The following is a 25,018-nucleotide window of genomic DNA, read 5'->3' on the forward strand; positions in this document are numbered from 1 at the left end:
TGCCGACCCTTGCCGCGCACCCGCAGCTCCAGCCACAGCAGCATCAGACACAGCGCGAGCAACACTGCCGAGAGCATCGCTGCATTGGCGTTGCTGAATTCCAGTTCGAATTGCTGGTAGATGGCGGTGGTGAAGGTTTGCAGGCCGATGATCGACAGCGCGCCGAACTCCACCAGCATGTGCAGGGCAATCAGCAGCGAGCCGGCCAGCAGCGATGGCCAGAGCAGCGGCAGGGTGATGCGGAAAAACACGCCCCAGCGATTTTGCCCCAGAGTGCGGGCGGACTCTTCAAGGGATGGATCGAGGTTGCGCAGGGTTGCCGCGACCGGCAGAAAGATCAGCGGATACTTCGACAGGCTCATCACCAGAATTGCCCCGCCGAGGCCTTCGAACTGCGCGCTCAACGACACCCAGGTGAAGCTGCTGACAAACGCCGGCACCGCGAACGGCAGGCACAGAATCACCCCCCACAGGCGTCGTCCCGGCAGATTGCTGCGCTCCAGCAGCCATGCCAGCGACAGGCCGATCACGCCGCAAGTCAGCGTTACGCCAACCATCAGCGCCAGTGTGTTGCGCAGCAGACCGAACACATACGGGCGCCACAACAAATGCAGCGCCTCGGTCCAGCCGGCCTGCCAGGCTTTGAGGCCGACATAGGCCAGCGGCAACAGGCTCAGCACCACCAGCAGCAGTACCGGCAGCACCAGCCAGATCGACGGCCGCTTGCGCCGTGGCACATAACCCCCGCGCGCGGCGGGGGCGGATAACGATGCGGTCATCAGTTCAGGCCAACTTCACGTTCCAGATCCAGCGCTTCTTCGGCGTTGCCCAGGTCGGCCGGAGTAACGTTCGGCGCTTCCAGTTCGCTGAACGGCTTGAGTCCGCGATCCGATTCCATGCCTTTGTGCAGCGGGTATTCGGCGGTGGTCTGAGTGATCACGCGCTGACCTTCTTCACTGGCCATGTAGGCGAGGAATTGCTGAGCTTCTTTTGGATGTTTGCTGGATTTCAGTACGGCAGCGCTGGACACGGTGATCAGCCCACCGACGTCGCCGCCGGTGAAGTAATGCAGTTTCGAGTCGAGTTTGCCTTTTTCGCGCTGCAGGGCGAACCAGTAGTAGTTGTTCACCAGTACGGTGGCGACTTCGCCGTTTTCCACGGCTTTGAGCGCGACCATGTTGTTGCTGTAGGTCTTGCCGAAGGCGCGCAGGCCGGTCAGCCATTCTTCGGCGGCATCGCGACCGTGCATCTTGATGATCGCCACGGCCTGTTCCTGGAACGCGCCGCTGGTCGGGACGAAGCCGACTTTGCCTTGCCACTTCGGATCGGAGAATTCCATTACCGATTTCGGCAGGTCTTTTTCATCGACCAGTTTCGGGTTGTAGGCAACCACGCGAACCCGCGCGGTGACACCGATCCAGGTGCCGTTGCCGGCGACGTATTGCTTGGGCAACACGGCCAGTGTGGCGTCGTCGGTCTTTGCGAGCAGGCCTTGCTCGCCGAGGTTGTTCAGTGGCGGGGATTCTTCGGTGTAGATCACGTCGGCGGGAGAGCGGTCACCTTCTTCGATGACCTGACTGGCGAGCTGGTTGCTGCTGCCCTTGCGCACGTTGACGTGAATACCGGTCTTGGCCTCGAAAGCCTTGGCGATCGCATCGCCGACTTCCTTGTGTTGACCGTTGTAGAGCGTCAGGGAAACCGCCTCGGCTGCCTGGGTGAGGGGAGTGGCGAGTGCCAGGCCGAGCAGGGTGAAGGTCAAGCCGCGGCGCAGGGTATTTCGAAACATCATTCGCAGGGTTCCTCACTGTCGCATTGCAAAAACTTGCAACAATGATAAACGATATTGTTTCTCAAGTGCGCCTTGCGGGCTGCGGCAGGCTCTGATAGGTGCGGATTGCACTGCCCTTGTAGGAGCTGCCGAAGGCTGCGATCTTTTGATCTTTTTTTAAAAGCAAAGATCGCAGCCTTCGGCAGCTCCTACAGGGGCGCAAGTTTTCAAATGCCAGAAACGCAAAAACCCGCTTTCGCGGGTTTTCGGGAAACTCAACGTCGTAACCTTGAGTTTGAATTGGTGCCCAGAAGAAGACTCGAACTTCCACGACCGTAAGGTCACCAGCACCTGAAGCTGGCGTGTCTACCAATTTCACCATCTGGGCATTCATCGCGAGCGTTGCCGCTGTTGATGTGGCGCACTATACGGAGCGCTTTTTGATCTGTAAACCCCTGATTTAATTTTAATTAATCAGTTTTAACAAACCCGTTGCTTAGAATGCAAAAAACCCGCTTTCGCGGGTTTTGTGTGAGTCTTGAAACTGATCTAGTCTCAAACTCGAAATTGGTGCCCAGGAGAAGACTCGAACTTCCACGACCGTAAGGTCACCAGCACCTGAAGCTGGCGTGTCTACCAATTTCACCACCTGGGCATCTCGTCAACGTATGTACGTCGTCGATGGCGCGCACTATACGGAGCGCCTTTTTAACTGTAAACCCCTGCCAGCGAAAAAAATGATTTTTTTTACCGGTGGTGTTCAAAAGGGCTGTCAGGCGTCGATACAAGGCTCCAGAAAGGCCTTATATAGTCGGAAATTTCCCGTTTGATGGCGCCTATGCCAAACTAACCCGCATATAGACAAGGTGAAAACTCTCTAATGGCCGATTGGCAGTCCCTCGATCCCGAGGCCGCTCGTGAAGCGGAAAAATATGAAAACCCTATTCCCAGCCGCGAACTGATCCTTCAGCACCTTGCTGATCGGGGTTCGCCTGCTGCCCGCGAGCAACTGGTCGAAGAGTTTGGTCTGACCACAGAAGACCAGATCGAAGCCCTGCGCCGCCGCCTGCGCGCCATGGAGCGCGACGCTCAACTGATCTACACCCGCCGTGGCACGTATGCGCCGGTGGACAAGCTCGACCTGATCCTCGGCCGCATCAGCGGTCACCGTGACGGTTTCGGCTTCCTGGTGCCGGATGACGGCAGCGATGACTTGTTCATGAGCCCGGCGCAGATGCGTCTGGTGTTCGACGGTGACCGTGCTCTGGCGCGGGTGTCCGGTCTCGATCGTCGCGGTCGCCGTGAAGGCGTGATCGTCGAAGTGGTGTCCCGTGCCCACGAAAGCATCGTCGGTCGCTACTTCGAAGAAGGCGGCATCGGTTTCGTCGTGGCCGACAACCCGAAGATCCAGCAGGAAGTGCTGGTCACCCCGGGCCGCAATGCCAACGCCCAGATTGGCCAGTTCGTCGAGGTGAAAATCACCCACTGGCCGACCCCGCGCTTCCAGCCGCAAGGCGATGTGATCGAAGTGGTCGGCAATTACATGGCGCCGGGCATGGAAATCGATGTCGCGCTGCGTACCTACGACATTCCGCACGTCTGGCCTGAAGCCGTGCTCAAGGAAGCAGGCAAGCTCAAGCCGGAAGTCGAAGAAAAAGACAAAGAGAAGCGCATCGACCTGCGCCATCTGCCGTTCGTCACCATCGACGGCGAAGACGCCCGCGACTTCGACGACGCGGTCTACTGCGAAGCCAAACCGGGCAAGCTGCGCCTGTTCTCCGGCGGCTGGAAGTTGTACGTGGCGATTGCCGACGTCTCCAGCTACGTGAAGATCGGTTCGGCACTGGACAACGAAGCCCAGGTGCGCGGCAACTCGGTGTATTTCCCCGAGCGCGTGGTGCCGATGCTGCCTGAACAGCTGTCCAACGGCCTGTGCTCGCTGAACCCGCACGTCGATCGTCTGGCCATGGTTTGCGAGATGACCATCTCCAAGTCCGGCGAAATGACCGACTACTGCTTCTATGAAGCGGTGATCCATTCCCACGCCCGTCTGACCTACAACAAGGTCAGCGCGATGCTGGAAACCCCGAAAGCCACTGAAGCACGCAAGCTTCGCGGTGAATACACCGACGTCCTCCCGCATCTCAAGCAGCTCTATGCGCTGTACAAAGTGTTGCTGGCGGCCCGTCACGTGCGTGGCGCGATCGATTTCGAAACGCAGGAAACCCGGATCATCTTCGGTTCCGAGCGCAAGATTGCCGAAATCCGCCCGACCACCCGTAACGATGCACACAAGCTGATCGAGGAATGCATGCTGGCGGCCAACGTCGCCACCGCCGAATTCCTCAAGAAGCACGAAATCCCTGCGCTGTACCGCGTCCACGACGGCCCGCCACCGGAGCGTCTGGAAAAACTGCGCGCCTTCCTCGGCGAGCTCGGCCTGTCCCTGCACAAAGGCAAGGACGGCCCGTCGCCGAAGGACTATCAGGCCCTGCTGGCAAGCATCAAGGATCGTCCGGATTTCCATCTGATCCAGACCGTGATGCTGCGCTCCCTGAGCCAGGCGGTGTACAGCGCCCAGAACGAAGGCCACTTTGGCCTGAACTACGAAGCCTACACCCACTTCACGTCGCCGATCCGTCGTTACCCGGACCTGCTCACGCACCGCGCCATCCGCAGCGTGATCCATTCGAAACAGGACACGCCGCACGTTCGCCGTGCCGGTGCGATGACCATTCCGAAGGCGCGCATCTATCCATACGACGAAGCGGCGCTGGAGCAACTCGGCGAGCAGTGCTCGATGAGCGAGCGCCGTGCCGACGAAGCCACCCGTGACGTGGTGAACTGGCTCAAGTGCGAGTTCATGAAGGATCGCGTCGGCGAATCGTTCCCGGGCGTGATCACCGCCGTGACCGGGTTTGGCCTGTTCGTCGAACTGACCGATATCTACGTCGAAGGCCTGGTGCACGTCACCGCGCTGCCGGGCGATTACTACCACTTCGACCCTGTGCATCACCGCCTGGCGGGCGAGCGCACCGGTCGCAGCTTCCGTCTCGGCGATACCGTTGAAGTGCGCGTGATGCGCGTCGACCTCGACGAGCGCAAGATCGATTTCGAGATGGCCGAAAAAACCATCAGCGCGCCGATTGGTCGCAAGAAGCGCGGCGCCGATACCGCAGCACCTGCGAGCAAGGCTGTGGAAGACAAGGCGCCGGCAAAAACCGCCAGCCGTCGTCCGGCCAAAGAGAAGGCTGTCGAAGCCTATCGCCCGAGCGATGCTGTGGCGAAAAACGCCGAGCTGCGCAAAAGCCGTGAATTGAAGAAGGCCTTGCTGGCCGAAGCCAAAAGCGGTGGTAAAGCGGCGTCTGGGGGAAAGACCGGACGGTCGGCGCCTGACAAGGCTGCCGGCGGCAAGCCAGCCAAACCGAGCAAACACCGTAAAGGCCCGCCAAAAGCGGGTTCGGCTCCAGCCAAAAGTGGCGGGGCGCGTAAACCGAAGGCGAAGTCATGAGTCAGTTGGAAAAAATCTACGGCGTTCACGCGGTAGAAGCGTTGCTGCGTCACCACCCCAAACGCGTCAAGCAGATCTGGCTGGCCGAAAGCCGCAACGATCCGCGTGTGCAGACCCTGATCGAACTGGCCAACGAAAATCGTGTGCAGGTCGGTCAGGCCGAGCGCCGCGAAATGGACGCCTGGGTTGAAGGCGTACACCAGGGCGTGGTCGCGGACGTCAGTCCGAGCCAGGTCTGGGGCGAGGCGATGCTCGACGAGCTGCTCGACCGCACCGAAGGCGCGCCGTTGTTGCTGGTGCTCGACGGCGTGACCGACCCGCACAACCTCGGCGCCTGCCTGCGTTCGGCGGATGCTGCCGGCGCGCTGGCGGTGATCGTGCCCAAGGACAAGTCGGCCACCCTGACGCCAGTGGTACGTAAAGTGGCCTGCGGCGCGGCGGAAGTGATTCCGCTGGTGGCGGTGACCAACCTGGCGCGCACGCTGGAAAAGCTCCAGCAGCGCGGTCTTTGGGTTGTCGGCACGGCGGGTGAGGCCGAGGTCAGTATTTATGACCAGGACCTCACCGGCCCGACCATCCTGATCATGGGCGCCGAAGGCAAAGGCATGCGTCGCCTGACCCGCGAGCACTGCGACTATCTGGTGAACCTGCCGATGGCCGGTAGCGTCAGCAGCCTCAACGTGTCCGTGGCCACCGGTGTGTGCCTGTTCGAAGCGCAGCGTCAACGCGGTGCAAAGGCCAAGGCTGCCGCCAGGAAATAAAGTTCTCTGTGTGGCCTGTAGGAGCTGTCGAGTGAAACGAGGCTGCGATCTTTTGATCTTGTTTTGAAAAATCAAAGTCAAAAGATCGCAGCCTTCGGCAGCTCCTACAGGTGTCTCCCGGTGATTGTTCAAATAATCACCAATTGCCTTGCACCTCTGCAGTCCCTTCTCTACAATTGCGCCCCTTGCTGTGACGGCAGGCACGCATGTGCCCCGCGCCAGCAAGTCCATAAGTGTCATTCACTCCTTGTCTGACCGTTTTTGAGCGGCAGGCTACAACCCGTAAGGAGCATTCATGCGTCATTACGAAATCATCTTTCTGGTCCACCCTGACCAGAGCGAGCAAGTCGGCGGCATGGTTGAGCGTTACACCAAGCTGATCGAAGAAGACGGCGGCAAAATCCACCGTCTGGAAGACTGGGGCCGTCGTCAACTGGCCTACGCAATCAACAATGTTCACAAGGCTCACTACGTGATGCTGAACGTTGAGTGCACTGGCAAGGCTCTGGCCGAGCTGGAAGACAACTTCCGCTACAACGATGCAGTGATCCGTAACCTGGTCATCCGTCGCGACGAAGCCGTTACCGGCCAGTCCGAGATGCTCAAGGCTGAAGAAAACCGCAGTGAGCGCCGTGAGCGTCGCGACCGTCCTGAGCACTCCGACGCTGATGGCGTTGAGGGTGATGACAGCGACAACAGCGATAACGCTGACGAGTAATCCACGGACCTTTTAAGGAGCCTATCAAATGGCACGTTTCTTCCGTCGTCGTAAATTCTGCCGCTTCACCGCTGAAGACGTGAAAGAGATCGATTACAAAGATCTCAACACTCTGAAAGCCTACGTATCCGAGACCGGCAAAATCGTTCCAAGCCGCATCACCGGTACCAAAGCTCGTTATCAGCGTCAGCTGGCCACCGCTATCAAGCGCGCCCGCTTCCTGGCCCTGCTGGCCTACACCGACAGCCACGGCCGCTGAGACCGGGCAGTCGACAAGTAGCAAAGGATTGAATGCATGCGTGCCTTAGCTGAGTTCATCATGCGCGGCCGCATGCAGGCCACTCTTGTAGTGGCCGGATGTGCAACATTGCCGTTGTTGTATTGGTTGGGTGCTGCCGCCGGGAGCCTGGTGCTTCTGCGGCGCGGACTGACGGACGCTCTTGGCGTTCTGTCCCTGGGGCTGCTGCCGGCTTTGGTCTGGTGGCTGTATGCCGATGATCCACGGGCACTTCTGGTGCTGCTGGGGTCTTCGGGGCTTGCGTTGGTGTTGCGCGCAAGCGAATCCTGGGTTCGCACGCTGCTGGTCAGCGTAGTGATGGGAGTGGTGTTTTCAGTGGTGCTCGGGGCAGCGTTTGCGGCCCAGATCGAGATGCTCGCGCAAGCCCTGATAAAGGTCATGCCAGCGCTTCTTGGTGAAACCTACAAGCAATTGTCGGTCGATGAGCAAGCGCGTTTCGCGTCCCTGATTGCACCGGTCCTGACCGGACTGATTGCGGCCCTGTTGCAGATCGTCAGCGTGCTGAGCCTGATTGTCGGGCGTCATTGGCAGGCGTTGTTGTACAACCCGGGTGGTTTTGGTCGCGAGTTTCGCGCCATCCGGATCCCGCTGGGGCCGGCGATGTTGCTGCTGGCGTTGATGCTTCTGGGCCCGAATCTCGGTGCACAGATGGCCATGTTGACGCCGTTGTGCAGCGTACCGCTGGTGTTCGCCGGACTGGCCCTGATTCACGGGCTGGTCGGGCAGAAGCGACTGGCCGGATTCTGGCTGGTGGGGTTGTACGTCACGCTGCTGCTGTTCATGCAGCTGATCTATCCGTTGCTCGTGGTTCTGGCCATTGTCGACAGCCTGATTGATTTTCGCGGTCGTCACGTGTCGAAAGACACCGATAACGCGAACGGTGAAGGTTAAAAGTTAAGAGGATTTCCACATGCAACTGATCCTTCTGGAAAAAATCGCCAACCTGGGCAACCTGGGCGACAAAGTAAACGTTAAGGCCGGTTACGGCCGTAACTACCTGCTGCCTTTCGGCAAAGCTACCGCTGCGACCGCTGCCAACCTGGCTGCGTTCGAAGAGCGTCGTGCTGAGCTGGAAAAAGCCGCCGCAGACCGTAAAGCATCGGCTGAAAGCCGTGCTGCCCAACTGGCCGAGCTGGAAGTGACCATCACTGCCACCGCTGGCGACGAAGGCAAGCTGTTCGGTTCGATCGGTACTCACGACATCGCTGACGCACTGACCGCTTCCGGCGTTGAAGTGCAGAAGAGCGAAGTTCGTCTGCCGAACGGCACCATCCGCAACGTGGGTGAATTCGACGTGGCTGTGCACCTGCACGCCGAAGTTGAAGCCACCGTACGCGTTGTCGTGGTAGCAGCTTAAGCAATACTTGTCGGCTGGCACCCTCGGGTGCTTGCCGGTAACATCGGGCACGATCCTGTTTACAGGTCGTGCCCTTTGTCTTTCTGGTACTCCCGTTTTCAAACCTGACTCCAAGTGGCCATGAACGAAATCACCGCTCCCGAGCAATACGATCTGCAAACCGCCGCGCTGAAAGTGCCGCCGCATTCCATCGAGGCCGAACAGGCCGTACTCGGTGGTCTGATGCTGGACAACAACGCCTGGGAACGCGTGCTCGATCAAGTCTCCGACGGCGATTTCTACCGGCATGACCACCGCCTGATCTTCCGTGCGATCGCCAAACTGGCCGATCAGAACATGCCGATCGACGTCGTGACCCTGGCCGAGCAACTGGACAAGGAAGGTCAGACTTCGCAGGTCGGTGGCCTCGGTTACCTTGGCGAGCTGGCGAAAAACACGCCGTCCGTCGCCAACATCAAGGCCTATGCGCAGATCGTTCGCCAGCGGGCGACGTTGCGCCAGTTGATCGGCATCAGCACCGAAATCGCCGACGCCGCCTTCAACCCCGAAGGCCGTACCGCCGAAGAGATTCTCGACGAAGCAGAACGGCAGATCTTCCAGATCGCCGAGGCACGACCGAAGACCGGCGGCCCGGTCGGCGTCAACGAGTTGCTGACCAAGGCCATCGACCGCATCGACACCCTGTTCAACACCGCCGACTCGATCACTGGCCTGTCCACCGGTTATACCGATCTCGACGAGAAGACCAGCGGCCTGCAACCGGCCGACCTGATCATCGTCGCCGGCCGTCCGTCCATGGGTAAAACCACCTTTGCGATGAACCTGGTGGAAAACGCCGTACTGCGCAGCGACAAGGCGGTGCTGGTGTACTCCCTCGAGATGCCAGGCGAATCGCTGATCATGCGTATGCTCTCGTCCCTGGGTCGTATCGATCAGACCAAAGTACGTTCCGGCCAACTGGAAGACGACGACTGGCCGCGCCTGACCTCGGCGGTCAATCTGCTCAACGATCGCAAGCTGTTCATCGATGACACGGCCGGCATCAGCCCGTCGGAAATGCGCGCGCGGACCCGGCGTCTGGTGCGTGAGCACGGCGACGTCGGCCTGATCATGATCGACTACCTGCAACTGATGCAGATTCCCGGCTCCAGCGGTGACAACCGGACCAACGAGATTTCCGAGATCTCCCGATCCCTGAAAGCTCTGGCCAAGGAGTTCAACTGCCCGGTGGTGGCGCTGTCGCAGCTCAACCGCTCCCTGGAACAACGTCCCAACAAGCGCCCGGTGAACTCCGACTTGCGGGAATCCGGAGCGATCGAGCAGGACGCCGACGTCATCATGTTCGTGTATCGGGACGAGGTGTATCACCCGGAAACCGAACACAAGGGCATCGCTGAAATCATCATCGGCAAGCAGCGGAACGGCCCGATCGGTTTTATTCGCCTGGCCTTCATCGGTAAATACACCCGCTTCGAAAACCTCGCGCCGGGCAGTTACAACTTCGATGACGATGAGTGACAAAGTGGCCGAGTGTGCTCGGCCAATCATGCAAGCAGCCAGGCCGCTGTTTGACTATTCAAAATATGGGGCCGAATGTTTCGGCCAGCACGGTCTTCTCTATCCGAGCGTCATTTCACAGCCTGCGCTTTTGCCTGCTCGAAGATTTTTAACGCTGTGCGGCCGTCAATGGACTCGCGCCAGATGGCAACGTGTTGGCGCCCTGCCTGTTCTTCCCTGCGTTGGGAGGTAATGCCCATCGCGCTTTGTTCAAGGGTTTTGAGATGGGCGCCGCGAACATTGAAGCTCAGGTCAGGCGTGTCCTTGTCTGCATAATGGAAATGCGCGTGCCAGAGCGGGTCGCCAGTGAGGGCATCATCAAGAGAATAGAGATCGAGGAACTCTCGATTCTTGCCCTTGCCGCGTTTCACGCGGGTCGCGGTTTTCACGGCGCGCACGTGACCTTTGTCGATCAGATAAATCAGGCGGCTGGCGCTCAGCCAGGTTTTGTCCTTGTAGATCCGGATGCGAATCTCTTCGCCCTGGGTGCGCAAGCGTTGACTGTCATGTTTCAGACGTTCGATCAACGGACCGGCGCGGGTCTCAGTCGCTTCGAAGGGCTTTAGCCGAAAGGCGAGGTCATCCAGCGCGTCGGCCTTGTCTCCAAGCGCCTCGACGATGTTGTCCGGGTTGTTTTTCTTCTGCTCATCCGTCAATGCGCTGTTCAGATGCGCTTGCGTCTGTTCCAGGTGTTGATCGGCTTCGGCAATCAGCGTGGGCAGGGTTTTATCCTTGAATGACCTGACGGGACGCCATTCACCGTCCCGACGTTCATAGGTTTGCAAATGTTGTTTCGGGTCGTGAGGGTGGTTCACATCAATGATGTCTTCGCCCTGTGCGGTGCGTCGTGGTACGCCCACCTTGACCCTGGAGATACCATGTCTTCGCGTGGTGAAAACTCGCCATGGCTTCGGCTCGGGTCCGCTGCGGTCCTGACGCGGGATGAAGTCAAAGTCGATCAGTTGCTCATGGGCCGGGTGCGTTGAATCCTTGGCATGTTCGTGCTGATGACGGCTCAGGTGTTGTTCCAGCGTGTTCTCGAAATCTTTGAGTTCTGCGGTTATTTCATCTCGAGAAATGACATGTTGCGAATCAAGAGGCAAAGCAAGCCGCTCGTACCCGGCTCTGATGGCGGCGCATTGTTCCCACAGTTGGTTCAAGAAAGTAGCGCGAGAACTGTCCGGTATGTCATCAAGCGCGCCATAAGCGTTCGTCAGGTCACCAAACTGGGTTGCCAGCAAATGAGCCTTGGGGGTGTTGTCAACCGACTCAGGAGAGTTGAGCAGCCCGCTTTTGGCATAGACCCACAGGGCAACCATTCGGGGGATCATCGGTGAGAGGAATTCACCAGAGTCGTTTCGCGAAACGTGCCATTTTTTTACCAGTTCTTCGGAAATCTGCTGGTGCTTTCTCATGTAGTCCAGTTGCCTGGTCAGAAGCGAGACGACCGAAGGCAACTTCTCATTCGCGAGGTTGACGAACATGCCTTCCAGAGCCTGGCGCGTAAAGCTCGATTCAATGATTTGTTCGTATACGAACAATCTGCCTTCCAGCAACTCAATGAATTTTTTTCTGTAGGTGTCAGCGTTGGATAGGGCAACGATTGCGAGCTTGTTCTCATTGAAGAAATCGGAGGCATTCTTGAGTGCCGCCAGCTCTCGCAGGTGCTGCACTTCGCGCGCAACCAGTGCCTCTCTTTCGCCTTCCAGACCACTGACAGCTTCCCAGGCGCTGCGCAACTCAAGACTTTTAGACATGGCCGTTTCAATATCCTGATGCAAACGGGAGAGCCTGAGGTCCACGTCTGCCAGCTGAAACACGCCTGGAGAAGCCGAGCGTCGCTGTGGCCCTGCCGGATCTGCTACAGGGGCTGCCAGCCAGCCATGTCTGGCATCGAAAACAATCGGCTGCGAATCTCTGTCACTCGTGTGGTACAGATTGCGCGTGTGGGTGGCGGTCTGATCCTGCGGTCGAATGATGCGCATCACGCTGGCTTGCTCTGTCGAAGCCTTGGGGTCACGCAGCACTTGATAGGTGTGGTTCTCGATGACCACGTAGAGCTTGCCGTTGAAACGGTGCAGACCATCGCCGTCCGGATCGGCCGCGCTCAAATCCAGATCGGTGCGCAAATGTTGCAGTCGTGCAGCGGACAGCGAGCTGGCCGATGGCGAAGCGGCCGGGTGCCAGAGCCTGCTTTCTGGCTCGAACCGCAACACCGGTCCGGAAGGATTCAATTCGCTGGCCAGTTTGGCCCGGTAGAGGCCGGTTACGGGGTCCCGCCCGATCTGCACAGTGCCACCCTCTGGCAATTTTACGTAATTGCGCCCCTTGAACGTCGAAATGCCCTCGGCGTCGGGTGGGGGAAGCGTTAACCGGGCAGGAGCCCAGAAGTTTCTCAGTGGGTGTTCCTCCGCATTGCTCATCCCTGTCGAGTCGGATGTCGCACTGACGGTTACCCGCGATGTTGAAGGGAGGGGGGCATTCAGCGCGGCATCCGCTGGTGTGCGGCCCGGTGTCGGCGGGCGAATCGCAGGCACTCCGATCACCGCTGGATTATCGACGCGTATGGCCGGGGCACCGGAGTGGGAGTGCTGTCCGGGGCGGCGAGGTATCGGGTCGGTCGCTGTGCTCTTGATGGATGTTTTGCGGCGCATGTCTGAAATCCTTTTGCGTTTACGCTGCGACATCCGGAAATGAAATCGACGGACGGTCGGTTTCCTTGCCGTTTTGTGCGTCGCACGTTCATCGAAAACGTGAAATGTTCGGGACGGGGTGGTGGGGCGGACGGGTTCAAAGAGAAACCGACCACAGCCGTCGGAATTGGTCAAAATTTGTGCTATATTCCGCGCCCGCGAAATTCAATGAAAGCCAACACCGGTTATCGACATGCAAGCAGCCAAGCCGTTATTTGACTATCCAAAATATTGGGCCGAATGTTTCGGGCCAGCGCCGTTCCTGCCGATGAGCAGGGAGGAGATGGATCAGCTCGGCTGGGATTCATGCGACATCATCATCGTCACCGGTGATGCCTACGTCGATCACCCGTCGTTCGGCATGGCGATCATCGGCCGGCTGCTGGAGTCCCAGGGCTTTCGCGTCGGGATCATTGCCCAGCCGAACTGGCAGTCCAAAGACGACTTCATGAAGCTCGGCGAGCCGAACCTGTTCTTCGGCGTCGCGGCCGGCAACATGGACTCGATGATCAACCGCTACACCGCAGACAAGAAAATCCGTTCCGACGACGCCTACACCCCCGGTGGCATGGCCGGTAAACGTCCGGATCGCGCGAGCCTGGTCTATAGCCAGCGCTGCAAGGAAGCCTACAAGCACGTGCCGATCGTCCTCGGCGGCATCGAAGCTTCGCTGCGCCGCATCGCCCACTACGACTACTGGCAGGATCGCGTACGCAACTCGATCCTGATCGACGCCAGCGCCGACATTCTGCTGTACGGCAACGCCGAGCGCGCCATTGTCGAAGTGGCCCAGCGTCTGTCCTACGGTCACAAGATCGAAGACATCACCGACGTGCGCGGCACCGCGTTCATCCGTCGTGACACCCCGGCCGGCTGGTACGAAGTCGACTCCACGCGCATCGACCGTCCGGGCAAGATCGACAAGATCATCAACCCGTACGTCAACACTCAGGACACCCAGGCCTGCGCCATCGAGCAGGAAAAAGGCCCGGTGGACGATCCCGAGGAAGCCAAGGTCGTGCAGATCCTGGCAAGCCCGAAGATGACCCGCGACAGGACCGTGATCCGCCTGCCGTCGATGGAAAAGGTGCGTAACGACCCGGTCTTGTACGCCCACGCCAACCGCGTGCTGCACCTGGAAACCAACCCGGGCAACGCCCGTGCGCTGGTGCAGAAGCATGGCGAGATCGACGTCTGGTTCAACCCGCCGCCGATTCCGATGACCACTGAAGAAATGGACTACGTGTTCGGCATGCCTTACGCACGGATTCCGCACCCGGCGTACGGCAAGGAAAAGATCCCGGCCTACGACATGATCCGTTTCTCGGTGAACATCATGCGTGGCTGCTTCGGCGGCTGCACCTTCTGCTCGATCACCGAGCACGAAGGCCGGATCATCCAGAACCGTTCCGAAGAGTCGATCATTCGCGAGATCGAAGAGATCCGCGACAAGGTCCCTGGCTTCACCGGCGTCATCTCCGACCTCGGCGGCCCGACCGCGAACATGTATCGCATCGCCTGCAAGAGCCCGGAAATCGAATCCGCGTGCCGCAAGCCGTCCTGCGTATTTCCGGGCATCTGCCCGAACCTGAACACCGACCACTCGTCGCTGATTCAGCTGTACCGCAGCGCCCGTGCCTTGCCGGGTGTGAAGAAGATCCTGATTGCCTCCGGCCTGCGTTACGACCTCGCGGTCGAGTCGCCGGAGTACGTCAAAGAGCTGGTGACCCACCACGTCGGCGGGTACCTGAAGATCGCCCCGGAACACACCGAGGAAGGTCCGCTCAACCAGATGATGAAGCCGGGTATCGGCACCTACGACCGCTTCAAGCGCATGTTCGAGAAGTACACCAAGGAGGCGGGCAAGGAGCAGTACCTGATCCCGTACTTCATCGCCGCGCACCCGGGCACCACCGACGAAGACATGATGAACCTGGCGCTGTGGCTCAAGGGCAACGGTTTCCGTGCCGACCAGGTGCAGGCGTTCTACCCGTCGCCGATGGCTACCGCCACCGCGATGTACCACTCGGGCAAAAACCCGCTGCGCAAGGTCACCTACAAGAGTGACGGCGTGACCATCGTCAAGAGCGAAGAGCAGCGTCGTCTGCACAAGGCGTTCTTGCGTTATCACGATCCGAAAGGCTGGCCGATGCTGCGTGAAGCGCTGATTCGCATGGGCCGCGCCGACCTGATCGGGCCGGGCAAGAACCAGCTGATCCCGCTGCACCAGCCGGCCACCGACAGCTACCAGAGCGCCCGTCGCAAGAACTCGACGCCGGCCGGCAGCCATAAAGTGGCGAAAGAGAAGACCACCAAAATCCTCACCCAGCACAACGGTCTGCCACCCCGTGCCAGCGACGGTGGTAATCCTTGGGACAAGCGTGAACAAGCCAAGGCTGCGGCGTTCGCCCGCAACCAGCAGGCGGCCAAGGAACGCAAGGAAGCGGCCAAGGGCAAGGGGCCGAAGCCGGCGCGCAAGCCAGTCGTTCCGCGCTAAACCGCTTTTTGTTTCAACAGAACGCCAACCTTCGGGTTGGCGTTTTTTTTCAAGGTCAAAAGATCGCAGCCTGTGGCAGCTCCTACATCGGGTCGTACGTTTCCCTGTAGGAGCTGCCGCAGGCTGCGATCTTTTGATCTCCGCCACATTTAGGCGCAACTTCGCTAAAGCATTTCCTCGCATCGCCCGATTTTGGTGCTGTACTGCCCTGAGCATTCCGGGAAAGCGCCCAAGCCCCTGCATGGCATAAGTCTTGCGCGCTTTCGAATACGCTTGGGCTCGCAGGAGGCACGCCATGTCGATTCATGTCGCATTGCATCACGTCACACATTACCGCTACGACCGCGCTGTCGAACTCGGCCCGCAGATCGTTCGCCTGCGCCCGGCCGCCCACAGCCGTACGCGGATTCTCTCCTATGCGTTGAAAGTCTCGCCCGAGCAGCATTTCATCAACTGGCAGCAGGACCCGCAGGGCAACTACCTGGCGCGTCTGGTGTTCCCGGAGAAAACCGACGAGTTGCGCATCGAGGTCGATCTGCTGGCCGAGATGGCCGTCTTCAACCCGTTCGACTTCTTCCTCGAACCCTACGCCGAGAACATCCCCTTTACCTACGCCGCCGATGAGCGCAAGGAGCTGGCGCCCTACCTCGAAACCCTGCCGCTGACCCCAGCGTTCAAAGCCTATCTGGACAGCATCGACCGCACGCCGCTGCCCGCCGTGGATTTTCTGGTGATGCTCAACCAGCGACTGAGCGAAGACATCCGCTACCTGATCCGCATGGAGCCTGGCGTGCAAACCCCGGAACACACCCTCGAACAAGCGTCCGGCTCCTGCCGCGACTCGGCCTGGCTGCTGGTGCAACTGCTGCGCAACCTCGGCTTGGCCGCGCGGTTTGTGTCCGGTTATCTGATTCAACTGACCGCCGACGTGAAAAGTCTCGACGGTCCGTCTGGCACCGACGTCGATTTCACCGACCTGCACGCCTGGTGCGAGGTGTATTTACCCGGCGCCGGCTGGATCGGTCTGGACGCCACGTCGGGATTATTCGCCGGTGAAGGGCATATTCCGTTGGCCTGTAGTCCCGATCCATCCTCGGCGGCGCCGATCAGTGGCCTGGTGGAGCCCTGCGAATGCCAGTTCAGTCACGAGATGTCGGTGGAGCGGATCTGGGAAGCGCCACGGGTTACCAAGCCCTACACCGAGGAACAATGGCTAGCGATTCAGGCGTTGGGCCGGCAGATCGACGCTGATCTGCTGCAAGGCGATGTGCGCTTGACCATGGGGGGCGAGCCGACCTTCGTGTCCATCGACGACCCCGACGGTGCCGAGTGGAACACCGCCGCGCTGGGGGCGGACAAGCGCCGCCTCTCCGCCGAACTGTTCCAGCGCATGCGCCAGCACTATGCGCCCAAGGGGCTGGTGCATTTCGGTCAGGGCAAGTGGTATCCGGGCGAGCCATTGCCGCGCTGGTCGCTCAACTGCTATTGGCGCCGCGACGGCGTGCCGATCTGGCACAACAGCGCGCTGATCGCCGATGAGCAGCAGGACTACGGCGCCGATGGCGAACTGGCGGGGCGCTTTCTGGCGAGTGTTGCCGAGCGTCTGAAACTGCCGGCACGCTTTGTGTTCCCCGCCTACGAAGACAACTTCCATTACCTCTGGCGCGAAGGCACATTGCCGGGCAACGTCAGCGCTGAAGATTCTCGACTCGAAGAGCCGCTGGAGCGTGCACGTCTGCGCAAGGTCTTCAGTCAGGGGCTGGATAAAGTGACCGGCCAGGTACTGCCGCTGGCGCGCACGGCCAAGGGTGATCAATGGCAGAGCGGGCGCTGGTATCTGCGCGACGAGCATTGCCGGTTGGTGCCGGGGGATTCGCCGCTGGGTTATCGCTTGCCGCTCGGCTCGCAGCCGTGGGTGAAGGCGGCGGAGTACCCGTTCATTCATGCCAGCGATCCGAATCAAGATTTCCCCGAGTTGCCAGGCACCGCGCAGCTCAACAGTCCGGGCGAAGCAGCGACGACTGACGAACGCGCGCCGAAAATCGACGAATCCGCCGACTGGCTGACCCGCACCGCGTTTTGCGCCGAGGCCCGCGAGGGGCGTCTGTACCTGTTCATGCCGCCGCTGGAGCGGGTCGAGGATTATCTGGAATTGGTAGCGGCCATCGAGGCTACCGCCGAAGAACTGCATTGCCCGGTGCTGCTGGAGGGTTACGAGCCACCGAACGATCCGCGCCTGAGCAATTTCCGCATTACCCCGGACCCGGGCGTGATCGAGGTCAACGTGCAGCCGTCGGCGACTTGGGACGAACTGGTCGAACGCACCGAGTTTCTCTATGAACAGGCGCGACAGACGCGGCTGACCACCGAGAAATTCATGATCGACGGCCGTCACACCGGCACCGGCGGTGGCAACCATTTCGTCCTCGGTGGTGCGACGCCGGGGGATTCACCGTTTTTGCGCCGCCCCGATCTGCTGCGCAGCCTGATCAGTTACTGGCATAACCACCCGTCATTGTCCTACCTGTTTTCCGGGTTGTTCATCGGCCCGACCTCGCAAGCGCCGCGGGTCGATGAAGCGCGCAACGATGCCTTGTACGAACTGGAAATCGCCTTCCAGCAGATGCCTGCACCGGGCGAGGCATGCGCGCCGTGGCTGGTGGATCGACTGCTGCGCAACCTGCTGATCGACGTCACCGGCAATACTCACCGTGCCGAATTCTGCATCGACAAACTGTATTCGCCGGACGGTGCCACCGGGCGCCTCGGCCTCTTGGAGCTGCGCGCGTTCGAGATGCCGCCTCACGCGCGCATGAGCCTGACCCAGCAGTTGCTGCTGCGGGCACTGGTCGCACGCTTCTGGCGCGAGCCGTACGCGCCACCGAAACTGGCGCGCTGGGGCACCGAGTTGCATGACCGGTTCATGCTGCCGCACTTTATCGAGCAGGATTTCGCCGACGTCATCGTCGAACTGAACAACGCCGGTTATCCATTGCGCGCCGAATGGTTTGCCGCGCATCTGGAGTTCCGTTTTCCCAAAGTCGGCGATTACGCGGTCAACGGCATCGAGATGGAGCTGCGCCAGGCGCTGGAGCCTTGGCATGTGTTGGGCGAGGAGGGTACGGCGGGCGGTACGGTGCGTTACGTTGACTCGTCGCTTGAGCGTTTGCAGATCAAGCTCAGCGGCTTGCCGCCGCAACGTTATCTGTTGACCTGCAATGGCATCCCGGTGCCGCTGCAACCGACCGGACGTATCGGCGAGTTCGTCGCGGGCGTGCGCTTTCGTGCCTGGCAACCGGCCAACTGCCTGCAGCCGACCATCCCGGTGCACGCGCCGCTGGTGTTCGATTTGCTCGATACCTGGATGCAGCGTTCGCTGGGCGGTTGCCAGTACCACGTTGCACACCCGGGCGGGCGCAATTACGAGACGTTGCCGGTCAATGCCAACGAGGCGGAGAGTCGGCGCATGGCGCGGTTTTTCCGCATCGGACACACGCCCGGGAAACTTCCGATACCGAACCTGACAATCTCCGACGAGCTGCCGATGACACTCGATTTGCGACGTTTCTAAATCCTGCACGACATGCGGATTTTTCGTATATCCGCACGTCATGTGCTTGCGTTAGTCTGACCGTTCCCCGCTGTCTGCCGAGCTTTCCATGCCTGACCTGCTAGACCGCTACCCGCTCACGGCGGGCACTTATCACGAACTGCTGAACGACAGCGGGGAAGTGCGCCCGCACTGGCGGCGGCTGTTCGATCAATTGCAACGCAGTACCCCGGCGCAACTGGTGCAGCGGCAGGCGTTGCTGGCACGACAGATTCAGGAAAACGGCGTCACCTATAACGTCTATGCCGATCCCAAGGGCGCTGACCGCCCGTGGGAGCTGGACCTGCTGCCGCACGTTATTGCTGCTGATGAATGGCAGCACCTGTCGGCAGGGATTGCCCAGCGTGCGCGTTTGCTCAACGCGGTGCTGGCGGATCTTTACGGGCCGCAACGACTGATCAGCGAAGGGCTGTTGCCGGCGGAACTGGTGTTTGGCCACAACAATTTTCTCTGGCCCTGCCAGGGCATCGCGCCGCCTGAAGGGGCCTTTCTGCATCTGTACGCCGTGGATCTGGCGCGGGCGCCAGACGGGCGCTGGTGGGTCACGGCCGATCGTACCCAGGCACCGTCGGGCGCGGGGTATGCGCTGGAAAACCGCACCATCGTTTCGCGGGCGTTTCCCGAGTTGTACCGCGATCTGAAGGTGCAGCACCTGGCCGGATTCTTCCGCACCCTGCAGGAAACCCTCGCGCGTCAGGCACCGTGTGACGATGATGCGCCACTGGTGGTGTTGCTCACGCCTGGGCGCTTCAACGAAAGCTATTTCGAACATTTGTATCTGGCGCGCCAGCTCGGTTATCCACTGGTGGAGGGCGGCGACCTGACGGTGCGCGACGCCACGGTGTACTTGAAAACCCTCAGCGGTCTGCGCCGGGTCCACGCGATCATGCGCCGGCTCGATGATGATTTCTGCGATCCGCTGGAGCTGCGCACCGATTCGGCCCTCGGTGTGCCCGGCTTGCTGGAAGCGGTGCGTCAGGGCCGGGTGCTGGTGGCCAATGCCTTGGGCAGCGGCGTGCTGGAGTCGCCCGGATTGCTCGGATTCCTGCCGAAAATCAATCAGTACCTGTTCGGCGAAGAACTGCTGTTGCCATCCATCGCCACCTGGTGGTGCGGCGAAGCGCCGGTGCTGGCGCAGGCGCTGGAAAAACTCCCGGAGCTGCTGATCAAACCTGCATTCCCCTCACAAAGCTTTGCGCCGGTATTCGGCCGCGATTTGAGTGAGCAACAACGTCAGGCGTTCGCCGAACGCATGCAGGCCCGACCCTATGCTTACGTGGCGCAAGAGCTGGCGCAGCTGTCCCAGGCCCCGATCTGGCAAGCCGAGGACGGCCAGTTGCAACCACGGGCCATCGGCATGCGCATGTACGCGGTGGCCAGTGGTGACGGTTATCGGGTGCTGCCGGGCGGGCTGACACGGGTTGCCGCCGAGGCCGATGCCGAAGTGGTGTCGATGCAGCGCGGTGGCGCGAGCAAGGACACCTGGGTGCTGGGCGATCGTGCGCCGAGTGGCGAGCAATGGAAAACCCAGCGCAATGTCGGCGTGCACGATCTGGTGCGTCGCGACCCTTATCTGCCGTCGCGGGTGGTGGAGAATCTGTTCTGGTTCGGCCGTTACTGTGAACGCTGCGATGACAGTGCGCGGCTGTTGCGGATCATGCTCGCGCGGTATGTCGATGGCGATGGCCCGCAAGCCTTGCAGGCGGCTGTCGAACTGGCTGAACGCCTGATGCTGCTGCCGGAGGAGGGCGAGTTGCCGCAGCGTTTGCTGGCGGCGCTGCTGGGCGAGGACTGGTCGTTCAGCCTGCGCTCCAACCTGCAGCGCTTGCAGTGGGCGGCGTCGCAGGTGCGCGGTAAGCTCTCGCGGGAGAACTGGCAGGCGTTGGTCGAGTTGCAGCGCGAGGCGCTGGAACTGGACACCGAGGAGCCGGACTTCGGTGAGCTGCTGGATTTTCTCAACCGACTGGTGATGTCGCTGGCGGCGTTGTCCGGGTTTGCTCTGGACGACATGACCCGTGACGAAGGCTGGCGCTTTCTGATGATCGGCCGACGCATCGAGCGTCTGCAATTTCTCAGCAGCAGTCTTGCGGGTTTCCTGCGTGGCGCCGGGGCGCTCGATCAGGCGGGACTGGAATGGCTGCTGGAGCTGGGCAACAGCAGCATCACCTACCGTTCGCGGTATCTGGCAGTGGCGCAGCTGATTCCGGTACTCGACCTTTTGCTGCTGGATGAGCAGAACCCGCACGCGGTGCTGTTCCAGTTGAAGCTGGTAACCCGCACGCTCAGGCGTCTGAACGATGATTTCGGCGCGCCTCGCGAGTCGGGATTGCCGCAACTGGTCGAGCGACTGGCCCGGTTTGATCTGGGGTGCCTGGAGAACCCGCTGTTCGGGGAGAACAGCGTGCGTGCGGCGCTCGATGGTCTGGCGGACCTGCTGCAAGAAATTGCCGAGGCCAGCGGCCAGGTGTCGGATCGTCTGGCGCTGCGCCACTTTGCCCACGTCGATGATGTCAGCCAGCGCACGGTGTCCGTCTGATGAGCGCGCATTACCAGATCTTTCATGACACCTGTTATCACTACGACAGCCCGGTGTCGCTGGCCCAGCAGTTGGCGCACCTGTGGCCCCGTGAATGCCCATGGCAGCGCTGCACCGAGCAGCAATTGCTGATCAGCCCGGAGCCGACCACGCGGCGGGACGAGTTGGATGTGTTCGGCAATCCGCTGACGCGTCTGGCCTTCGAGCGACCGCACGACGAGTTGCAGGTCAACGCCCGGCTGACGGTTGAGGTGCTGGCGCGGCCGCTGGCGGATTTCACGCTGTCCCCGGCCTGGGAGCAGACACGCAATGCGCTGACCTACAGCGGCCAGCCGCTGTCTGCCGAGTTGCTGGAGGCTTGCCGATATCGGTTTCAGTCACCCTACGTGCACCTGAAACGCAGCTTCGTCGAATTTTCCGAGAGCTGTTTTCCGCCGGGCCGCCCGTTGCTGCTCGGTGTGCAGGCCTTGATGCAGAAGATTTTCAGCGAGTTCACCTTCGATGCCGAGGCGACGCAGGTGGCGACCCCGCTGGTCGAGGTGCTGGAGCGCCGGCGTGGCGTGTGTCAGGACTTCGCCCACCTGATGCTTGCCTGCGTGCGGTCCCGGGGGTTGGCCGCGCGTTATATCAGTGGCTACCTGCTGACCCAGCCACCGCCGGGGCAGCCACGGTTGATCGGCGCCGATGCGTCGCATGCCTGGGTGTCAGTGTTTTGTCCGGTGCTGGGCTGGGTGGATTTCGATCCGACCAACAACGTGCAGCCGGCGCTGGAGCACATCACCCTGGCGTGGGGCCGGGATTTTTCCGATGTGTCGCCGTTGCGTGGGGTGATTCTGGGGGGCGGGTCTCACGACCCGGAGGTTCGCGTTACCGTGATGCCATTGGAATGAAAACAATCAAGTGTGGGGAGCTTTTGTGGTGAGGGGATTCAGCGAAACGTCGCACCGCCCCGATCGGCTGCGAAGCAGTTGCCCAATCCAGACAACTCATTCGATTTGGCCGGACGCGGGGGCCGCTTCGCGACCCATCGGGGATGAATCCCCTCGCCACAGATCGCTCCCGCAGGGAGCGAGTCAGCAATCAGCTCAGGCGTCAGGCGCCTGGTCTTTCGGTGCATCAACATCAACATCGTCGTCAGTCGCCACTTCCCCGTCAGGGTTCAGTGCCGCTTCTTCAGCCATCTGTTTCTTGCGCTGAAGCTTTTCCTCTTTCTTCTGCTCCTTTGCCAGGTCTCGTTGACGTTTGGCGAAGGAGTAATTGGGTTTGGCCATGGGCGATCCTCTGGGGTCGAAGGTGAGGTTGAGCGGCGCGTATTCTGCCCTGTATCGGTGCCTGGCGGTTAGCCTGGTTTTTGGTCAACCCACTTGGGCGTGACGGTCGGCTTCCACTGATCGAGGGCGTCGAGCAGGGTTTGTGGCGATTCGCTCACTTGCAGCATGTCACGGTGTGGCGCGCGAACGAAGCCTTCGCCGACGATATGGTCGAGAAATGCAGTGAGTTTGCTGTAAAAACCGTTCACCTCAAGTAGCCCCAGCGGCTTGCCGTGGTAACCGAGCTGGCCCCAGGTCCAGACTTCGAACAGCTCTTCCAGGGTGCCGAGGCCGCCGGGCAACGCGATGAACGCATCGCTGAGTTCGGCCATGCGGGCCTTGCGCGCGTGCATGCCATCGACGACTTCGAGGCGCGTCAGGCTTTTGTGACCGATTTCCTTGTCCATCAGACTCTGCGGGATGATTCCGATCACTTCACCGCCGGCGGCCAGTGCGGCGTCGGCGACAATCCCCATCAAACCTACGGCGCCACCGCCGTAAACCAGGGTCAATTTTCGCTCGGCGAGGGCACGGCCAAGGGCGACAGCAGCTTCGGTGTAAGCCGGATCGGTGCCGGCGTTGGCACCGCAAAATACACAAACGGATGTGAGAGACATGCCTTCCTCCTGGGTCAATCCGTCACAGGGTAATGGCTGGCACGCCTCGATCCAAGCGCTAAGCTTCGCGTTCTGGCGATTCAAAGGTACCGCTGGCGCCACAGGCGTAGGCGGCGAGCAAACTGCACAACAGACCGTTAAAGAACATGACAGGCACTCCGTTTCAGTAGATGCGCCGATCATAGGCCCGGCCGGGAAATCTGGCCGGTAGATTGTTTCGATGAGTGTCATAGCCTGAAAGTTGTATACAATTTTTGACTCAAGTCATAGGAACTTGCGAAGATTTCAGGCAGTCTTTCCATCATTCGTGTTTTTGTTAACCCTGCCTTGGAGATTCACCATGTTTTCCAAAGTTGTTGCGGTATCCCTGCTGGCGCTGGCCAGCAGCCAATTGATGGCTGCCGAGTGCAAAACCACCGTAGATTCCACCGATCAGATGTCCTTCAACACCAAGGAGATCGTGATCGACAAGAGCTGCAAGACCTTCACCGTCGAACTGACCCACTCCGGCAGCCTGCCGAAGAACGTTATGGGCCATAACCTGGTGATCAGCAAAGAAGCCGACATGCAGCCGATCGCTACCGACGGCCTGGCTGCCGGCATCGACAAGAACTACCTGAAAGACGGTGACGAGCGCGTTATCGCTCACACCAAGATCATCGGTGCCAAGGAAACCGACTCGTTGACTTTCGACGTGTCGAAACTGAATGCCGCTGAAAAATACGGTTTCTTCTGCTCGTTCCCGGGACACATCTCGATGATGAAAGGCACCATTACTCTGAAGTAATGGCTGCAGGCACAAAAAAAGCGTCCCTCGGGACGCTTTTTTCGTTTCTGTAGGAGCTGCCGCAGGCTGCGATCTTTTGATCTTGATCTTCAAAGCCAGATCAAAAGATCGCAGCCTCGTTTCACTCGGCAGCTCCTACAGGTTTCAGCGCAACTTACGGGGCGAACGGCATCACGCGCTTGTGGTGGGTTTTGTTGTAAGTCGCGACGATGATGTCGAACGCTTCCTGGCGTACCGGCTCGCCGTGCAGGAAGGCGTCGATCTCGGCGTAGGTTACGCCGTGGGAGGCTTCGTCGGGTTTGCCCGGCGACAGGTCTTCCAGATCCGCGGTCGGCACTTTTTCCACCAGCGATTCCGGTGCGCCGAAGCTGCGGGCGATGGCGCGAACCTGGTTTTTCACCAGACCGCTGAGCGGGGCGAGGTCGCAGGCGCCGTCACCGAACTTGGTGAAGAAACCCATCACCGCTTCCGCCGCGTGGTCGGTGCCGATCACCAGGCCGTGCGCCGCGCCGGCGATGGTGTACTGGGCGACCATGCGCATCCGCGCCTTGGTGTTGCCGAGCACGAAATCCACCGACACCGCATGTTTGCCTTCGAACGCCGCAACTTCCTTGGCCAGTGATTTGACCGCCGGGCCGATGTTCACGGTGTGGCGTTCGTCCGGGGCGATGAAGTCCACCGACGCTTGCGCGTCGTGTTCATCGAACTGGGTTTCGTACGGCAGGCGCACAGCGATGAATTTGTAGGCGTCGTCGCCGGTACGCTCGCGCAGTTCGCGCATGGCGCGCTGGGCCAGGAGGCCTGCGGTCAGCGAATCGACGCCGCCGCTGATGCCCAGCACCAGGGTCTTGAGGCCGGAATTGACCAGGCAATCCTGGATAAAGGTGATGCGCCGGGCGACTTCCGCTTCGAGGGCCTGATGCCCTGCGAATGGCGGTTGCACCTTGAGCTGTTCAGCAATCTCACGCTGTACGGCTTGCATGAATTCACTCCTTGCT

Annotated in this window: 18 protein-coding genes and 2 tRNA genes; 12 read left to right on the plus strand and 8 right to left on the minus strand. The window is 60.4% G+C overall.

Translation table 11 applies throughout. The features are described 5' to 3' along the window. The 4 genes from DBR18_RS29810 to DBR18_RS23760 all read right to left on the minus strand — a co-directional run. Nucleotides 1–779 (minus strand): iron ABC transporter permease (locus tag DBR18_RS29810; protein ID WP_256588891.1); only part of this gene is annotated, 779 nt, incomplete at its 3' end. Next, the gene (locus DBR18_RS23745) at nt 779–1,789 is read right to left on the minus strand and encodes an iron ABC transporter substrate-binding protein (protein ID WP_108592149.1); all 1,011 of its coding nucleotides are present in this window, start codon (nt 1,787–1,789) and stop codon (nt 779–781) included. The genes DBR18_RS23745 and DBR18_RS29810, both read right to left, overlap by 1 nt. Nucleotides 1,790–2,069: 280 nt before the next feature. After that, nucleotides 2,070–2,156, minus strand: a tRNA-Leu gene (locus DBR18_RS23755). A 180-nt stretch (nt 2,157–2,336) separates the two neighbouring features. Further along, nucleotides 2,337–2,423: transfer RNA gene (locus DBR18_RS23760), tRNA-Leu, on the minus strand. 225 nt (nt 2,424–2,648) lie between these two features. Here DBR18_RS23760 and rnr point away from each other — a divergent pair. From rnr to dnaB, 7 genes are all read left to right on the plus strand, one after another. Beyond that, the gene (gene rnr / locus DBR18_RS23765) at nt 2,649–5,279 is read left to right on the plus strand and encodes a ribonuclease R (RefSeq protein WP_108592151.1); all 2,631 of its coding nucleotides are present in this window, start codon (nt 2,649–2,651) and stop codon (nt 5,277–5,279) included. Further along, nucleotides 5,276–6,040 (plus strand): 23S rRNA (guanosine(2251)-2'-O)-methyltransferase RlmB, encoded by a 765-nt coding sequence (rlmB, locus tag DBR18_RS23770; RefSeq protein ID WP_025111847.1) that lies wholly within the window; start codon nt 5,276–5,278, stop codon nt 6,038–6,040. Before rnr ends, rlmB begins: the two co-directional genes overlap by 4 nt. 295 nt (nt 6,041–6,335) lie before the next feature. After that, nucleotides 6,336–6,758 carry a 30S ribosomal protein S6 gene (gene rpsF / locus DBR18_RS23780; protein ID WP_003221133.1) on the plus strand — a complete coding sequence of 141 codons (423 nt, stop codon included), beginning with the start codon at nt 6,336–6,338 and terminating at the stop codon, nt 6,756–6,758. 28 nt (nt 6,759–6,786) lie between these two features. Next, entirely contained in the window at nt 6,787–7,017 is a 231-nt protein-coding gene (gene rpsR / locus DBR18_RS23785) for a 30S ribosomal protein S18 (RefSeq protein ID WP_002551829.1), read from the plus strand. A gap of 36 nt (nt 7,018–7,053) precedes the next feature. Next, a complete protein-coding gene (locus DBR18_RS23790; protein ID WP_108592153.1) occupies nt 7,054–7,947 on the plus strand; it encodes a hypothetical protein in 894 nt (297 codons plus the stop codon). Between the two features lie 19 nt (nt 7,948–7,966). After that, a complete protein-coding gene (gene rplI, locus DBR18_RS23795) occupies nt 7,967–8,413 on the plus strand; it encodes a 50S ribosomal protein L9 (RefSeq protein WP_003221136.1) in 447 nt (148 codons plus the stop codon). A gap of 120 nt (nt 8,414–8,533) precedes the next feature. Next, complete coding sequence (dnaB, locus tag DBR18_RS23800) at nt 8,534–9,931, plus strand: replicative DNA helicase (protein WP_108592154.1); 1,398 nt, start codon at nt 8,534–8,536, stop codon at nt 9,929–9,931. Nucleotides 9,932–10,041: 110 nt separating this feature from the next. Here the strand turns inward: dnaB and DBR18_RS23805 are convergent, their stop codons facing one another. Then, a complete protein-coding gene (locus DBR18_RS23805) occupies nt 10,042–12,624 on the minus strand; it encodes a hypothetical protein (RefSeq protein ID WP_146188788.1) in 2,583 nt (860 codons plus the stop codon). Between the two features lie 232 nt (nt 12,625–12,856). Between DBR18_RS23805 and DBR18_RS23810 the strand changes: the two genes are divergently transcribed. From DBR18_RS23810 to DBR18_RS23825, 4 genes are all read left to right on the plus strand, one after another. After that, nucleotides 12,857–15,160 (plus strand): YgiQ family radical SAM protein, encoded by a 2,304-nt coding sequence (locus tag DBR18_RS23810; protein WP_108592156.1) that lies wholly within the window; start codon nt 12,857–12,859, stop codon nt 15,158–15,160. Between the two features lie 295 nt (nt 15,161–15,455). After that, nucleotides 15,456–18,731, plus strand: a complete 3,276-nt coding sequence (locus tag DBR18_RS23815; RefSeq protein ID WP_108592157.1) for a DUF2126 domain-containing protein — start codon at nt 15,456–15,458, stop codon at nt 18,729–18,731. Between the two features lie 88 nt (nt 18,732–18,819). Continuing rightward, nucleotides 18,820–21,306: a circularly permuted type 2 ATP-grasp protein gene (locus tag DBR18_RS23820; RefSeq protein WP_108592158.1), complete on the plus strand. Its 2,487-nt coding sequence runs from the start codon at nt 18,820–18,822 to the stop codon at nt 21,304–21,306. Then, a complete protein-coding gene (locus DBR18_RS23825) occupies nt 21,306–22,196 on the plus strand; it encodes a transglutaminase family protein (RefSeq protein ID WP_108592159.1) in 891 nt (296 codons plus the stop codon). The genes DBR18_RS23820 and DBR18_RS23825 overlap by 1 nt, the downstream gene beginning before the upstream one ends. A gap of 195 nt (nt 22,197–22,391) precedes the next feature. Here DBR18_RS23825 and DBR18_RS23830 read toward each other — a convergent pair whose 3' ends face one another. Together DBR18_RS23830 and DBR18_RS23835 are read right to left on the minus strand one after the other, a co-directional pair. Further along, nucleotides 22,392–22,577: a hypothetical protein gene (locus DBR18_RS23830; RefSeq protein WP_095138129.1), complete on the minus strand. Its 186-nt coding sequence runs from the start codon at nt 22,575–22,577 to the stop codon at nt 22,392–22,394. A gap of 68 nt (nt 22,578–22,645) precedes the next feature. Next, nucleotides 22,646–23,233 carry a TIGR00730 family Rossman fold protein gene (locus tag DBR18_RS23835; RefSeq protein ID WP_108592160.1) on the minus strand — a complete coding sequence of 196 codons (588 nt, stop codon included), beginning with the start codon at nt 23,231–23,233 and terminating at the stop codon, nt 22,646–22,648. Between the two features lie 340 nt (nt 23,234–23,573). Here DBR18_RS23835 and azu point away from each other — a divergent pair, with 340 nt between their 5' ends. Beyond that, complete coding sequence (gene azu / locus DBR18_RS23840; protein WP_108592161.1) at nt 23,574–24,020, plus strand: azurin; 447 nt, start codon at nt 23,574–23,576, stop codon at nt 24,018–24,020. 154 nt (nt 24,021–24,174) lie between these two features. Here azu and nadE read toward each other — a convergent pair whose 3' ends face one another. Further along, complete coding sequence (gene nadE, locus DBR18_RS28290) at nt 24,175–25,002, minus strand: ammonia-dependent NAD(+) synthetase (RefSeq protein ID WP_256588900.1); 828 nt, start codon at nt 25,000–25,002, stop codon at nt 24,175–24,177. Between the last annotated feature and the right edge of the window lie 16 nt (nt 25,003–25,018).

The sequence above is a fragment of the Pseudomonas sp. HMWF021 genome, from assembly GCF_003061005.1.
Classification (GTDB): domain Bacteria; phylum Pseudomonadota; class Gammaproteobacteria; order Pseudomonadales; family Pseudomonadaceae; genus Aquipseudomonas.

Excerpts from the sequence above, each read along its gene's own strand:
- rplI (WP_003221136.1), top strand. The coding sequence starts at position 7,967 with ATGCAACTGATCCTTCTGGAAAAAATCGCCAACCTGGGCAACCTGGGC.
- nadE (WP_256588900.1), bottom strand. The coding sequence starts at position 25,002 with ATGCAAGCCGTACAGCGTGAGATTGCTGAACAGCTCAAGGTGCAACCG.
- DBR18_RS23745 (WP_108592149.1), bottom strand. The coding sequence starts at position 1,789 with ATGATGTTTCGAAATACCCTGCGCCGCGGCTTGACCTTCACCCTGCTC.
- dnaB (WP_108592154.1), top strand. The coding sequence starts at position 8,534 with ATGAACGAAATCACCGCTCCCGAGCAATACGATCTGCAAACCGCCGCG.
- azu (WP_108592161.1), top strand. The coding sequence starts at position 23,574 with ATGTTTTCCAAAGTTGTTGCGGTATCCCTGCTGGCGCTGGCCAGCAGC.
- DBR18_RS23830 (WP_095138129.1), bottom strand. The coding sequence starts at position 22,577 with ATGGCCAAACCCAATTACTCCTTCGCCAAACGTCAACGAGACCTGGCA.
- DBR18_RS23810 (WP_108592156.1), top strand. The coding sequence starts at position 12,857 with ATGCAAGCAGCCAAGCCGTTATTTGACTATCCAAAATATTGGGCCGAA.
- rpsR (WP_002551829.1), top strand. The coding sequence starts at position 6,787 with ATGGCACGTTTCTTCCGTCGTCGTAAATTCTGCCGCTTCACCGCTGAA.
- DBR18_RS23820 (WP_108592158.1), top strand. The coding sequence starts at position 18,820 with ATGCCTGACCTGCTAGACCGCTACCCGCTCACGGCGGGCACTTATCAC.
- DBR18_RS23790 (WP_108592153.1), top strand. The coding sequence starts at position 7,054 with ATGCGTGCCTTAGCTGAGTTCATCATGCGCGGCCGCATGCAGGCCACT.
- DBR18_RS23815 (WP_108592157.1), top strand. The coding sequence starts at position 15,456 with ATGTCGATTCATGTCGCATTGCATCACGTCACACATTACCGCTACGAC.
- rpsF (WP_003221133.1), top strand. The coding sequence starts at position 6,336 with ATGCGTCATTACGAAATCATCTTTCTGGTCCACCCTGACCAGAGCGAG.
- rnr (WP_108592151.1), top strand. The coding sequence starts at position 2,649 with ATGGCCGATTGGCAGTCCCTCGATCCCGAGGCCGCTCGTGAAGCGGAA.
- DBR18_RS23835 (WP_108592160.1), bottom strand. The coding sequence starts at position 23,233 with ATGTCTCTCACATCCGTTTGTGTATTTTGCGGTGCCAACGCCGGCACC.
- rlmB (WP_025111847.1), top strand. The coding sequence starts at position 5,276 with ATGAGTCAGTTGGAAAAAATCTACGGCGTTCACGCGGTAGAAGCGTTG.
- DBR18_RS23825 (WP_108592159.1), top strand. The coding sequence starts at position 21,306 with ATGAGCGCGCATTACCAGATCTTTCATGACACCTGTTATCACTACGAC.
- DBR18_RS23805 (WP_146188788.1), bottom strand. The coding sequence starts at position 12,624 with ATGCGCCGCAAAACATCCATCAAGAGCACAGCGACCGACCCGATACCT.